This window comes from Streptococcus sp. ZY19097, from assembly GCF_040731245.1.
GTDB lineage: Bacteria > Bacillota > Bacilli > Lactobacillales > Streptococcaceae > Streptococcus > Streptococcus orisratti.
This window is the reverse complement of sequence record NZ_CP160400.1, coordinates 249,010-262,614: the sequence shown is the minus strand read 5'-3', so window position 1 is coordinate 262,614 and position 13,605 is coordinate 249,010. Positions and strand designations below refer to the sequence as shown.

Sequence of the window (13,605 nt, the reverse complement as noted above, 5' to 3'; positions counted from 1 at the left end):
TCTCTTATTCTAATTTTTGGCGTAAAAAGTTGCCATCTTTATTATCCCACTTATTTGTTAGATTTTCTAAAATCCTCTTTTCTGTTTCAGGACTCCAGTAAATCTTTAGACTTTTCTTTGTTCTAGTTATCGCAGTATAAAGGATATTATGAGTGACCTGTTCGTCAATCTCATTGCTAATGATTATTTTAACAGATTCATATTCCAAACCTTGAGCTCGATGAATAGAAATACAATAGGATATCTGAAAAGGTACAACAGTACTATTATCGCTAATATCTTCATCTGTACTTCTGTATTTATTAACTCTAAACCGCACTACAGAATTAGTTGTATCAAGATATTCTTCTACCAGTTCCAAATCATGACCGTAGACATCAATTCCGCTCAATTGCTTATCAATCAATTCAATATCAAATAAAACTGTACCATCAGATTGTTCTTCTATTTTTCTAATGATTCCCTTGAGATTATTGTAAAGTAATCCTGAAAATCTAGTAGAATCATTGAAAACAATTGGATCACCCGCCTTATACAACTTGGAATTCCATTCAACGCTTAGATTGGGATTTGCCGCTTGTAATAACCTGTTAATATTATTAATACCATACAATCCATCATAATTTAGACTTAATATGATTTCATCCACATGACTTCGTTGAAAAATAGAATTATCAATCTCATGAGTATATCCATACCGAGTCAAATATTCTAAAATATCATCATCTATTTTTCTAAATTTGGACCAGATAGCCTTCAAATCCTTATCTTCCGTACGATAAATATCCTCCAACTCAATAACCGCACTTTTCTTCACAAAAGTTTTTGCCAAATGAAACCAATTGCCAAATTGAATCGATTCAATCTGGTAGATATCACCCACTAAAACCAAAAATTTACAATTTGTCTCATCAAGAATTTTGCTCATATCCTCATTGCTAACTGTACTACATTCATCAACAAATAAAATATCACACTGAGATTGAGAATATGTAGCACTAGCAACTGTATTAAATTCACAATTTGCAGCTGTAATACGCCGTCTAAGATTTTCAACAGCGGTATGTGTAACAGCTAAAAAAAGTTTCTGAGAGGAATTGAATAGTTGGGCAATATGATTCAAAAAATAAGTCTTTCCAGTTCCGGCAGCCCCGTAAATTAGGGATACTGCCGAATCTTCAAATAACGAAATTAATTTTTCTCGCTTATAATCGTCGTCAACACTACTCCCCTCTTTCTCAAGCCAAGATTGAACAAATTGACCATGGTTTGCATTATTTCTAGTCGAAAACTCTCTCAATTTATCAATAACTTTTATCGCATGCATTTCATATCCATATAAATATATATGTCCCTTCTCAGAAATGAGTCGCCGATTAGCATGTTGAGGAATTAGTTTTGAATTATATTCATTAATTAATCCCTCTACATTATTAAATTTATCTGCGAGATCTTTTATCGGGGTATATAGGCATCCTTCAATCTCAGTCGCATTCCGAACTCTCCTAGCAAGGAACTCATGATCTCTACCATCTGAGTCAATACACTCCAATAAGTCATGTAACTTGGGATTGTGGTTTTTCAGAGAGGTACAGAAAGGCATCTCGTCAAAAGGAATACATCCCCAGTCTAGTCTAAACCCTGATAACTTCTTGTTCCCCCCATCACATCTATTAAGTTCATGTCTGTCATATTTATACTGTTCTTTCAATACCTTATTATTCAAATGAAAAAGAAGATAGCGTAGAACATTTGTTCCCGGCGATTTCTTGCGAGTTATTTCACGAATAGTGTCGAGAATTTCAAATATATATAAAGTCTGGGCATTTCTACCAACCCAACTACGGAAATTGTCATAATCTTTGTCAGGCAAATCGAGAATTTCATTCAAGTTGGCCCCATATTCCTTCATATAAGCCATTAATATTCGATACTCTTTATGTGAAGCCGAAACGTCTGGTCCACTAATTTTCAAAATTTTTCGCATATTATTAAATTCACAAGGTCTAACAGATACTTCCCAATCAGCTATAACCAAAATTGATAACTCTTCACCATAGATAGAGATGCTCCCTCTCCTTATGTATAACTTTGTAGCATAATTGGGTAAAATGTCTTTATCTGTATATGCTGTAATCCTATCAAACTTACTTGAATTATCCTCTGTCGTGGTGTATGTAACTTCATAGTATACTCGTTGATTAATAAAAAAAGGTTTAATCTTTTGTATATAGTAACGCTCATTAAAAGATATAGGCGATTTTGGTTCATTGATAGCTATTACAATCTTTGAATAATACTCTTCAGATACTGTATCCTGATAAATTGGAAACTTATCTAAATTCTCTAATAGACTGAAACCATATGTATCCTCCATATAGTTCCGTATTCTTAAAAGATACTCGTAATATTTCAACATCAACCTTTCGGAGCAACCTTCATCCAGAGTATAATGGGAGGCAGACGGCTGAAGTAATCTATGAAATTTTGCAATGAATTTATATTGTGATTTACTTCTAATGTAGGGTAAACCAATATTCTTAATACTAGAATAATCCCACTCTAAATCAGAAGAATTATCATGATTATAAATTTTTATTGCCAGATGTTCGACAAAGTTACGTAACTCATTTAAAATGTTCTGCGAAAAAAATCCACGTTGCCCATTCGTAGTAATTAAATCAATATTCTTACATATATTTTTATCAATATCCAACAGATGTTTATCGATTTTCACCTTCAGACCTCCTTCTTACTATAAAATATAACATCACCCTAATACCTCGGATATGGATAAAACTCCCCTTCCACCAACTCTGCTCTGCCTTTTTCAAAAGCCTCCGCGTCCCAGTCAAGGCCAAAGTCAATGGCAGTCTCGTCGCTCAGGAAGTCCATGAGGTCATCGAGCCCTTGCGTAGCTATCTCGTTGAGTGTTTGGGCAAAGTAGGCTAAAAACTCACGTGAGAGGCCCTTCTTAGGATCATAAGGGATAGTCACTAAGTAGTCGTCCGCATCAAACGTGGACTTGGCAGGATTATAAAAAAGCACGTAGTCCTCGAAAACAATATCTTCACTGGACACCTCGCCCTGGTCATCAATGGTTTCAACACCACTAGCATTTTGCGCCTCCAATACAAAGGTCAACTCTACCGCGTGGTTTTTCTTGTCCCAATCCATAGCATAGTCATAAGCAAAGTGCTTATCCATTTCTTCTTCAATTACTGATAAAAAGCCATATTTTGACATTTGTTATCCTCTTCTAAAAATCATTTACCCTATTATAACATGATTTTTTCTCACGATAGATATTTTACAGTTCAATTGTCACACGTAATCCCTACTGCTCCAAAAACAGGCTAATTTCCGGCAATCAGGTAAAAACACCTAACACTAATCCAAAAAATCATCTCCTCATAGTCTAGCAGTGAAAGAAGCAAGGAAAATCACCTCTATCAGTAACATTTGTGCTACAATGACAGTAAGACATTCGCGAAAAAGGAGAAACTATGATTATTCGACCAATGGAACTGGAAGATATTGACCAAGTCGTTTCTTTGGAAAACATGGTCTGGACCAGTCACACCACTCCCGCTCCCCTACCAGTGGCATCGCGCGAGAAAATCATTCAACAATTTGAAATGAACACGCATTTTTTAGTTGCTCTTGAGGGGGGAGAGATTGTAGGAGTACTGAATTATGAGGATGCCTATCTCTTTCCAAGCGGTAGCCATATTGTCACTTTTGGCATTGCCGTAGCCAAAGAAAGCCGCGGTCTTGGTGTTGGACGAAAATTGATTGAAGTATTTTTGAATCAGGCCAGAGAAAACTACAAAAAAGTCGTCATCCATGTCCTCTCTAGCAATCAAAAAGCACTGCCATTTTACCAGAAACTAGGCTTTAAGCAAGAAGCTCGACTGAAAAATCAATTTTACATTGATGAACATTACGTGGACGATCTAATCTACACCTACAACTTGGAGGACAGCTATGCCAGATAATCTCGCGCTTCGCATGCGCCCTAAAGTCATTGACCAAGTCATCGGCCAACAGCATTTGGTCGGCGAGGGGAAAATCATCCGTCGTATGGTAGAGGCCAACATGCTCTCATCTATGATTCTTTATGGTCCTCCTGGCATTGGAAAGACATCCATCGCCAGTGCTATTGCTGGGACGACCAAATACGCTTTTCGTACTTTCAATGCAACGACTGACAGCAAAAAGCGTCTTCAAGAAATTGCTGAAGAAGCTAAGTTCTCAGGTGGTCTCGTCCTACTCTTAGATGAAATCCATCGCCTTGATAAGACTAAACAGGACTTCCTCCTTCCTTTATTAGAAAATGGTCATATTATCATGATTGGGGCAACAACTGAAAATCCATTCTTTTCAGTGACACCAGCTATTCGCTCACGTGTACAAATTTTTGAACTAGAGCCTCTGTCTATTGATGACATCAAAAAAGCGCTACAGACCGCACTGTCGGATCGGGATCGTGGTTTTGCTTTTGACGTTCATCTTGATGAAGAAGCACTGGATTTTATCGCAACAGCAACCAACGGTGATTTGCGTTCAGCCTTTAATTCTTTGGATTTGGCGGTGATGTCAACACAAGCAGACGACCAAGGTAACCGACATATCACACTAGACACCGTGGAAAATAGTCTCCAGCGCAGCTATATTACCATGGATAAAGACGGTGATGCTCACTATGATATCCTCTCAGCCTTGCAAAAATCTATTCGGGGTTCTGATGTCAACGCTTCCCTCCACTACGCTGCACGCTTGATTGAAGCAGGAGACCTTCCAAGCCTAGCTCGCAGGCTGACCGTGATTGCCTATGAGGATATTGGACTTGCTAATCCTGATGCGCAACTTCACACGGTTACGGCCTTAGAAGCCGCACAACGCATCGGTTTTCCTGAAGCACGCATTCTGATTGCAAACGTAGTGATTGATTTGGCTCTATCTCCAAAATCCAACTCAGCTTATACAGCTATCGATGCCGCCTTGACAGACTTACGAAAATCGGGCAACTTACCCATTCCAAGACACTTGCGCGATGGTCACTATTCTGGTAGTAAAGAACTAGGCAATGCTCAAGACTACAAGTATCCTCATGCTTACCCCGAAAAATGGGTCAAACAACAATATTTACCCGATCAGCTATTGGGAAGAAACTATTTTAAAGCCAGTGATACCGGAAAATATGAACGAGCATTAGGAGCCAATAAAGAGCGAATTGACAGACTTTCTGACTAACTACTCTGAAAATGTTTCAGCAAGCGATTGCAAAAAATTGAATTTACCTCTTGAAATTTTTTCAAAAAATGATATGATAATGGTACAGATAAATTGCTGTGGCATACGAATCCATACCAATGTGTTGACCGACTATTTTTTTGTATTTTAGGGAAACAAAAGTCTTCCTCTAGTTTGCAGGCCGTTACACGCGGAAGCTACTTTAAGAGGAGCGAGTTGCCCACCTGCTTTATTGCGCGGGTTCAATACAAAACATGGATCACCGGTGCCAATACAGCTTACTCCTTCCTTAGCTCAGTTGGTAGAGCAGTGGACTCTTAATCCATGGGTCGTAGGTTCGAGCCCTACAGGGAGGATTTTTCAAACTGCTATTAACCTTGTTAAATCAAGGTTTTTTCTTTTTACCACCTTTATAGGTCTTTCAGTTTGCTTTTATACCCAATGAAAATCAAAAGTAGCCTAGGAAACGAAGCCGACGATAGAACTTGAGTTCATCAAGGCAAGTTGACAACGGATATTTTTGATTTTCGAAGAGTATTAGTACTAGGCAACGAGTTGCAGGCAGTGCTGGAGTACGGCATGGCGATTTCAAATAATCATGAATCAGTTGAAGTTTGAAATAAGGAAACGAAAATTCTTCATTCATCGAAGTCATAAAAGAAAAACTAATTGACTATAAAAGGTTATCTTACCCAGTGAAGTTCATCTCCGGCTTTCTGTTTCTATACAAAGTCAGACCAGAAAATGCTGATAGAGGTAGACTTAGGGCTCATCAATTAAGTCAACAACATCTGAATCTGATTTTTGAAATGTATTACCTTTACAATAGCCAAATCAAAACCGCAAAGCATGATCTTTGCGGTTTCTATCTTTCTACTACACTATTAAAAAAGTTCTTTATAGAAAGCAATGGTTTCTTCTAAGGTTGGCATAAAGGGATTACCCGGAGCACAGGCATCAATCAGCGCATTCTTAGACAAATATTCAAAGTCGAATTCTTCTTCCTTGATGTCCAATTCTGTTAATTTTTTTGGAATACCAACAGTTTCAGACAATTTTTCAATTTCTGAGATGGCATAGGCCGCACATTCTTGATCGCTTTTTCCTTCTGTATGAAGTCCTAGAGCTTTAGCCACATTGCGGAAAGCTTCAGGAACACGTTTGGCATTTTCTTTTTCCACAACTGGTAAAATCATGGCACAGCAGACCCCATGTGGCAAATTGTAAACAGCTCCTAATTGATGTGCCATAGAATGCACATAACCCAGTCCAGCATTATTAAATGCCATACCGCCAAGAAAGATAGCATTAACCATCGCTTCTCGAGCTTCAATATCTTGACCATTTGCAACAGCCCGAGGCAGGTATTCTTTGATGAGTTCAATAGCACCAATAGATAATTTCTTAGTCACATCGTAGGCACCCGGGGTAACTAAAGCTTCAATGGCGTGGGTTAAGGCATCCATCCCCGTAGCTGCGGTCAGAGCAGCTGGTTTTGATAACATAAGTTCAGGATCATTGACAGAGAGCAAGGCAAGACTGTTTTTGTCAACCATGACCATCTTGACCTTACGTTCTTCATCAGTGATAACATAATTGATGGTGATTTCTGCCGAAGTACCAGCAGTCGTATTGATTGCAACAACTGGTAGCCCTTTATTGGTTGATTTGTGTAGCCCCTCAAGTTCTTGTGGTGTCATATCATTGGTTGCCATGATAGAAATGCAACTAGCCGCATCCTGTGGCGATCCACCACCGACTGAGATGATAAAGTCGCAATCATTTTTCCTCAAGACATCTAGGCCATCATAGGCATTTTTACAAGTAGGATTTGGTTCCACGTCGCTAAAAATCACATAAGCAATCCCTTCAGCATCTAGCGGAGCCGTTACTTTTGGTAAAATCTCACTGTTGGCAATAAAATGGTCAGTCACCAAAAGTGCTTTCTTGTACCCTAATTCCTTGATATGACCGCCGATTTCTTTGACCACACCGCGACCAATCAGATTGACTGCTGGAACATAAAATACTGACATTAGAATTCCTCCATTCTTTTCAGGCATAGCCTTTGTTATTATTTAATCCAAAAAAGAAATCGCTTACATCGTTAGTTTACCACTTCCACAAAATATAACAAGTAAAAATGTTAAGGTCTTTTCTGTGTCAATTCTGCCGTTACTCCTAGTTGCCAATGGAAGAGACAGCGAATTAGCTGGAACTGCGATACTCAAAGGCAATATGATAGATTTTTTCTTGACCAGGCCTCAAAACAATATCGCCAAATCCCTGATGATTGATAGCATCTGGCAGGAATTGAGCCTCTAGAGCCACAGCTTCAAATTCCTTAGCTGCTCTGCCTTTGTCCCGCGATGGAAAAATTCCATCTGAAATACCACCCATAGTGTAGATGACCCAAGCATTTCTGTCCGAATAAAGCGCTAATTGGTCACCACTGTCTTGGTCTTTGAGAATTCCAAGAGGACTTTCCATATTAGGACTGACTACAAAGGCATCATCATAACCACCGATTTTCATAAGTGACTGACCAAGGTTTTGGCCATTTCTAAAATCGTAGGCTGTTCCTGTAGGATCCACCTGTTTCCCTGTCGGAATCAGATCATCCCGAGTTTCTAAGTAGGCATCTGCTGCTAAGGTCAAATGGTGACTAGTCAAATCTTGACGGTCAGACAGATTGACATAGACATGATTAGTTGGATTAAAAAGTGTTGGTTGACTGGCCTGAGAGCCTTTGTAAGTGATTGTTAGACGGTTGGCATTGTCCAAGCTAAACCGCACCTCTACTTTCATATCACCAGGAAAACCATCAAGTGCTTCTTTGGGTTCATAGGTCATAATGAGAGTGACTTTGTCCTTACTTTCCTCTACATCATAATCCCAAACTTGCTTATGAAAGCCCTGATTACCTCCATGCAGACAATTTCCTTTTTCATTCTGGGGAACGAAAAAAACTTTCCCATCTATTTCAAAACGACCACTATCAATTCTGCCTGCGACACGCCCAATTGACTGACCAGCACAAAGACCGTTGGTCAAATAAGTACTTGGTTGATCAAAACCAATAATAAGATTTTTCTTCCCACCATTTGCTCTAGGCACCAGAAATTCTTGCCACGTTGCTCCCAATGTTAAAAACGAGGCTTCGATTCCGAAATCATTGACCAATGTGATTTTATGAATAGCTTTAGATGCAATAGTTTCAATTAGTTGAGTTTTAATTTTCATAATCTCTCCCTTACCTTCATTTCTTCTTTATTTTACTCTTTTCATATTTTCTTGTAAACGATTTCTTAGCGGATTAAGTGAATTTTTACTAAATATTTCAAACATTGTTAATCAAAACCACCCGTGAGAACGGGTGGTTTGCTCTTCGGCTGAAAGCCTCTGCTACCGGCCGAGGCCTAAAGGCCTACCGAATGGTTTCCCTTCAGCACCACCTTTGCTAGCTGACCCGACTAGCGGGTCTCTTTAAGACTACTTTCTTTTATTCTTCTCACCTGTAAACGGATCATATTCCTCGAAAAGACTGACTGATCTGCTATCACGTCTTCTTGTAATTGATTACGAATATATTCTTCAATTCGCTTCTGATTTCGCCCAACCGTATCAACATAAAACCCTCGACACCAAAATTTGCGATTCCCATATTTATACTTTAAATTAGCGTGTCGGTCGAATATCATTAAGCTACTTTTACCCTTTAAATATCCCATAAATGAGGAAATACTTAGCTTCGGTGGTATACTCACCAACATGTGAATGTGATCTGGGCATGCTTCTGCTTCATGAATTTCAACACCTTTTCTTTCACATAATAACCGTAAGATTTGACCAATACTTGCTTTGTATTTCCCATAGATTATCTGACGTCTATATTTTGGGGCGAAAACAATATGATACTTACAATTCCATGTAGTATGTGCTAAACTATTATTATCCTGTCTCATCAGAGGTCCTCCTTTTGTATATTAGTTAGTGGTCGGGAAACCTTATCTAATATAACACTTTAGGGGGACTTTTTTGATACATCGCTAAAAGCTTTTCGGAACCACTAGCACAGCTAGTGGTTTTCGTGAGACAAAAAAAAGGTTGGGCTAAATGTCCCAACCTCAGAATGAAGACAAATATCTCGATTGATGTTTGTCTTTTTCTGTTTATAGAATTTAAATCGCCTCTTTTTACTAAAATAGAGGGTATTTGTACAATATAAAAAGGCTTCCCTGCCCTTATTTTTACCAATTTCTTTAGATTTAAACACGCCAAAGTCAGTCCAACTTTATCTTCCATTTTGGACTTGCCTTTCTCTCTTGTATAACGAAGATTGTGGTACTCTTTGGCTGTCCCAAAGAGGCGTTCAATGGTTTCTTTGCGCTTCTGGTAGAGCTCCTTCATGCCCTTTCGATGTCGAATCTCTTCACAGGTTTCTAAAGCCTCTTTCCAAATGTGTCGCGTTACCACTTTCTGCTTGTTCTTGCTTTCTGTACAAATGGATAAGAGTGGACATGTAGCACAGATAGCTGGATCACTCTTATATTCCCGATAACCTTCTCTGGTTGTAGTGCGATAGGTTAAGACCTGATTCTCAGGACAGATATAACAGTCATAGTATTCATCATAAACAAAGTCCTTAGACCGCAGTTTTCCCTTCTTTCCTCTCGGTCGTGTATACGGAAAGACTGGAGTAATCTCTTGTTCTAGGAGGAAGCGAGCGATACTTGGGGTCTTATAGCCAGAATCGGCAATGAGAAAGCTAGGCTGAAAGGGTTGGAGTTTAGCGAAGAGTGCAGGAAAGGCCTGACTGTCATGGACATTGCCAGCCTCAACGCTATAAGCCAGAGCCCAACCATGCTTGTCACAAGCCACCTGAGCTGTATAGGCAAACACCTCTTTATGATCTCCTTTGTGAAACCAACCACTTTCTGGGTCAGTTGTGGAAATTTTCTTAGCGACGGGCTCCGGCTCTTTTGCGAGCCCTAGCGGCTTTTTTGCGTGCTTTTCTCTATCCCTATTGATTTCAATCTCTAGCTGATCACTCATAAACTTGCCTTGCTTTTCAATTTCACGATTGATGAATTTACGGTTATTCGCTGCAGCCTTGATATGAGTACCATCAATGAAAATTTCTGTTGGATCTATGAAGCCTGCATTGACACAGAGCCCTAAGATATGGGTGAAAATGCCTTCAATAACCTGTCTATCTTGGAAACGACGGACATAGTTCTTTCCGTAAGTAGTGAAATGAGGCACCTTATCATCCAGTCGAAGACCAAGAAACCAACGGTAGGCAGTGTTCACTTCAATTTCCTTAATGGTTTGGCGCATGGAACGAATGCCGAAGAGACACTGAAGGATTGGAATTTTAATGAGCAGAACAGGGTCAAGACTAGGACGCCCTGTTTCATCGCTATAGCTATCTGCGACTAAGTCATAGATAAAGGAGAAGTCAATAGCTTCCTCTATTTGACGAAGGAGATGATCTTGAGGAACAAGGTCATCTAAACTGTAGAAACCAAATTGACCGCGATTGTAATCTGGATTTTCTTTGTGTAACATAGCGATTCTCCCTCTGCTTATTAACTGGATTCCTATCTCTATTATATTACTTTACGCATGAAAAAGCCGTTAGAAATACAATTCTAACGACTTTGTCTTCATTCTGAGGTTGGGCTAAATGTCCCAACCTTTCTTCAGTCTTTTCCTCATGTTTTAAGCCTTACTTCGTCAATCACAAAGCCCCTGCTTAGAACATTAATATATCCTATTTCACTACAATATTAACCAATTTATTTGGTACTGCAATGACTTTGACAATATCTTTACCTGCGATGTCGACTTTAATTTTATCGTTAGCAAGCGCTAGTGCTTCTAGCTCTTCACGGCTGGCATCTTTTGGAACCACGAGTTTAGCACGAACTTTGCCCTTGATTTGGACAACGATTTCCACTTCGCTTTCTACTAGCTTGCTTTCGTCATATGTTGGCCATGCAACGTAGCTGATTGATTCACCAGTATTTACTAGACCTTGCCAGAGTTCTTCTGCCAAGTGTGGTGCAAATGGGGCAATCAGTTGGACAAAGCCTTTAGCGTAGTCAACATAGAGTTTATCTTCTTTGTTGGCGGCATTGACAAAGACCATGAGCTGAGCGATAGCCGTGTTGAATTTCAGGTCTTCAATATGCTCTGTCACCGTCTTCACAGTTTCATTGTAAACTTTATCAAGCGCTCCGCTATTTTCCGCCACAATCTCTTTGGTCGTCACGAGGCGGTAAACACGGTCAAGGAACTTACGGCTGCCCTCGAGACCTTCTTCTGACCAGGCAATCGACGCATCAAGTGGGCCCATGAACATTTCATAAACGCGGAGGGTGTCCGCACCGAATTGCTCAACCACATCATCTGGGTTAACCACGTTTTTAAGAGACTTAGACATCTTAGCAGGTGCCTGCTCCAACTCTTCACCAGTTTCGATGTTGAAGAAGGATCCGTCGCGTTTTTCCACCTTATCGGTCGCTACAAGTGCCCCACGGCTATCGCGGTAGCTAGTTCCCAAAATCATGCCCTGGTTAAAGAGTTTTTGGAATGGCTCTTTGGTCGGTACAACGCCAAGGTCATAGAGGAACTTATGCCAGAAACGAGCATAAAGCAAGTGAAGGACCGCATGCTCGGCACCACCGATGTAGATGTCCACTGGTAACCAAGCTTTGAGAAACTCCTCGTCTGCCAATTTCTCATCGTTATGTGGGTCGATATAGCGGAGGTAGTACCAGCTAGATCCCGCCCATTGTGGCATGGTGTTGGTCTCACGGCGACCTTTGACGCCGTCTTCACGTGTCACCTCTAACCAGTCTGTCAAGTTAGCAAGTGGTGATTCACCTGTACCTGACGGCTTGATATCTGAGGTTTTTGGCAATACCAGAGGTAACTCATTTTCAGGTACTGCTGTGGAAGTGCCATCTTCCCAGTGGATGATTGGAATCGGCTCACCCCAATAACGCTGACGGCTGAAAAGCCAGTCACGGAGGCGGTAGGAAATTTTCTCCTGACCAAGACCAATTTCTTCCAACCAAGCCACCATTTTGGCAATAGCTTCTTCCTTATTCAGACCGTCTAGGAAATCAGAGTTGATGTGGGCACCGTCTTCTGTATAAGGTGCTTCTTCTACATTGCCACCTTCCAAAACTGGAACGATGTCCAAACCAAACTGTTTAGCAAATTCCCAGTCACGCTCATCGTGGGCAGGGACCGCCATGATAGCACCTGTTCCGTAGCTAACCAGCACGTAGTCTGAAATCCAGATCGGAATTTCACGACCATTGACTGGGTTAATCGCGTAGGCACCTGTCCAAACACCTGTCTTGTCTTTGGCAAGGTCTGTACGGGCAAGGTCTGACTTGAGAGAAGCTTGGCGTTTGTACTCTGCCACAGCTTCTGCCTGCTCAGGCGATGTGATGCTGTCGACCAAGTCATGCTCAGGGGCAAGGACAGCGTAGGTCGCACCAAATAGGGTATCTGGACGAGTTGTGAAAACAGTGAAGTCCTTGTCTGTATCCTTGATCTTGAAGGTCACATTGGCACCAGTTGACTTGCCAATCCAGTTGCGCTGCATATCTTTGATTGACTCTGGCCAATCAACTTCTTCTAGGTCGTTGAGCAAGCGTTCTGCATAGGCTGTGATTTTCAACATCCATTGACGCATTGGCTTGCGAACAACTGGGTAGCCACCACGCTCAGATGTTCCGTCAGGAAGGACCTCTTCGTTGGCGATAGCTGTTCCCAATTCTTCTACCCAGTTGACAGGCACTTCTGCCTCGTAGGCTAGGCCTTTTTCATACAACTTAGTGAAAATCCACTGAGTCCACTTGTAGTAGCTAGGATCTGTTGTATTAACCTCACGGTCCCAGTCGTAAGAAAAGCCAAGGGCGTTAATCTGACGCTTGAAGTTGGCAATGTTTTCTGCTGTAAAGTCAGCTGGGTCATTTCCCGTATCCATAGCGTATTGCTCTGCTGGCAGACCAAAGGCATCCCAACCCATTGGGTGAAGAACGTTGTAGCCTTGGGCACGCTTGTAACGGCTGAGAATATCTGTCGCAGTATAACCCTCTGGGTGACCAACGTGCAAGCCCGCACCAGACGGATAAGGGAACATGTCTAGGGCATAAAAGTTTGGCTTTTCTGCATCTGTTCCTGTCTTAAAAGTATGATTTTTTGCCCAAAATTCCTGCCATTTGGGCTCGATGTCTTTGTGATTGTAAGTTGCCATTTTGAAAATCTCTCCCAAAAATATAGTCCTTATTATTATAGCACGAAATACGGATAGAAAAAAGAGAGCAT

Annotated in this window: 7 protein-coding genes, 1 tRNA gene, 1 other RNA gene and 2 pseudogenes; 4 read left to right on the top strand and 7 right to left on the bottom strand. The window is 40.7% G+C overall.

Annotated features, from left to right (window positions below):
- Window positions 1–4: 4 nt before the first annotated feature.
- Together ABZ559_RS01265 and ABZ559_RS01260 are read right to left on the bottom strand one after the other, a co-directional pair.
- Entirely contained in the window at window positions 5–2,737 is a 2,733-nt protein-coding gene (locus tag ABZ559_RS01265; protein ID WP_367006974.1) for an ATP-dependent RecD-like DNA helicase, read from the bottom strand.
- Window positions 2,738–2,775: 38 nt separating this feature from the next.
- Complete coding sequence (locus ABZ559_RS01260) at window positions 2,776–3,246, bottom strand: DUF3013 family protein (protein WP_321057153.1); 471 nt, start codon at window positions 3,244–3,246, stop codon at window positions 2,776–2,778.
- A gap of 260 nt (window positions 3,247–3,506) precedes the next feature.
- Between ABZ559_RS01260 and ABZ559_RS01255 the strand changes: the two genes are divergently transcribed.
- The 4 genes from ABZ559_RS01255 (at window position 3,507) to ABZ559_RS01240 (ending at window position 5,612) form a co-directional block, all read left to right on the top strand.
- Window positions 3,507–3,998: a GNAT family N-acetyltransferase gene (locus tag ABZ559_RS01255; RefSeq protein ID WP_367006971.1), complete on the top strand. Its 492-nt coding sequence runs from the start codon at window positions 3,507–3,509 to the stop codon at window positions 3,996–3,998.
- Window positions 3,988–5,256, top strand: a complete 1,269-nt coding sequence (locus ABZ559_RS01250) for a replication-associated recombination protein A (RefSeq protein ID WP_018377012.1) — start codon at window positions 3,988–3,990, stop codon at window positions 5,254–5,256. Before ABZ559_RS01255 ends, ABZ559_RS01250 begins: the two co-directional genes overlap by 11 nt.
- A gap of 90 nt (window positions 5,257–5,346) precedes the next feature.
- Window positions 5,347–5,540: non-coding RNA, 6S RNA (ssrS, locus tag ABZ559_RS01245), on the top strand.
- Window positions 5,540–5,612: transfer RNA gene (locus tag ABZ559_RS01240), tRNA-Lys, on the top strand. Before ssrS ends, ABZ559_RS01240 begins: the two co-directional genes overlap by 1 nt.
- A 528-nt stretch (window positions 5,613–6,140) precedes the next feature.
- Here the strand turns inward: ABZ559_RS01240 and ABZ559_RS01235 are convergent.
- The 5 genes and pseudogenes from ABZ559_RS01235 to leuS form a co-directional block, all read right to left on the bottom strand.
- The gene (locus ABZ559_RS01235; protein WP_367006969.1) at window positions 6,141–7,292 is read right to left on the bottom strand and encodes an iron-containing alcohol dehydrogenase; all 1,152 of its coding nucleotides are present in this window, start codon (window positions 7,290–7,292) and stop codon (window positions 6,141–6,143) included.
- Between the two features lie 172 nt (window positions 7,293–7,464).
- Window positions 7,465–8,499 (bottom strand): aldose epimerase family protein, encoded by a 1,035-nt coding sequence (locus tag ABZ559_RS01230; RefSeq protein WP_367006967.1) that lies wholly within the window; start codon window positions 8,497–8,499, stop codon window positions 7,465–7,467.
- Between the two features lie 249 nt (window positions 8,500–8,748).
- Window positions 8,749–9,221: pseudogene (tnpA, locus tag ABZ559_RS01225) on the bottom strand (IS200/IS605 family transposase).
- A 113-nt stretch (window positions 9,222–9,334) separates the two neighbouring features.
- Window positions 9,335–10,827 (bottom strand): annotated as a pseudogene (locus ABZ559_RS01220) (IS1182 family transposase).
- Between the two features lie 205 nt (window positions 10,828–11,032).
- Window positions 11,033–13,534: a leucine--tRNA ligase gene (gene leuS / locus ABZ559_RS01215; protein ID WP_367006965.1), complete on the bottom strand. Its 2,502-nt coding sequence runs from the start codon at window positions 13,532–13,534 to the stop codon at window positions 11,033–11,035.
- Window positions 13,535–13,605 lie beyond the last annotated feature (71 nt).

Coding starts and splice junctions, on each gene's coding strand:
- ABZ559_RS01260 (WP_321057153.1), bottom strand. CDS start 3,246: ATGTCAAAATATGGCTTTTTATCAGTAATTGAAGAAGAAATGGATAAG.
- ABZ559_RS01255 (WP_367006971.1), top strand. CDS start 3,507: ATGATTATTCGACCAATGGAACTGGAAGATATTGACCAAGTCGTTTCT.
- ABZ559_RS01250 (WP_018377012.1), top strand. CDS start 3,988: ATGCCAGATAATCTCGCGCTTCGCATGCGCCCTAAAGTCATTGACCAA.
- ABZ559_RS01235 (WP_367006969.1), bottom strand. CDS start 7,292: ATGTCAGTATTTTATGTTCCAGCAGTCAATCTGATTGGTCGCGGTGTG.
- ABZ559_RS01230 (WP_367006967.1), bottom strand. CDS start 8,499: ATGAAAATTAAAACTCAACTAATTGAAACTATTGCATCTAAAGCTATT.
- leuS (WP_367006965.1), bottom strand. CDS start 13,534: ATGGCAACTTACAATCACAAAGACATCGAGCCCAAATGGCAGGAATTT.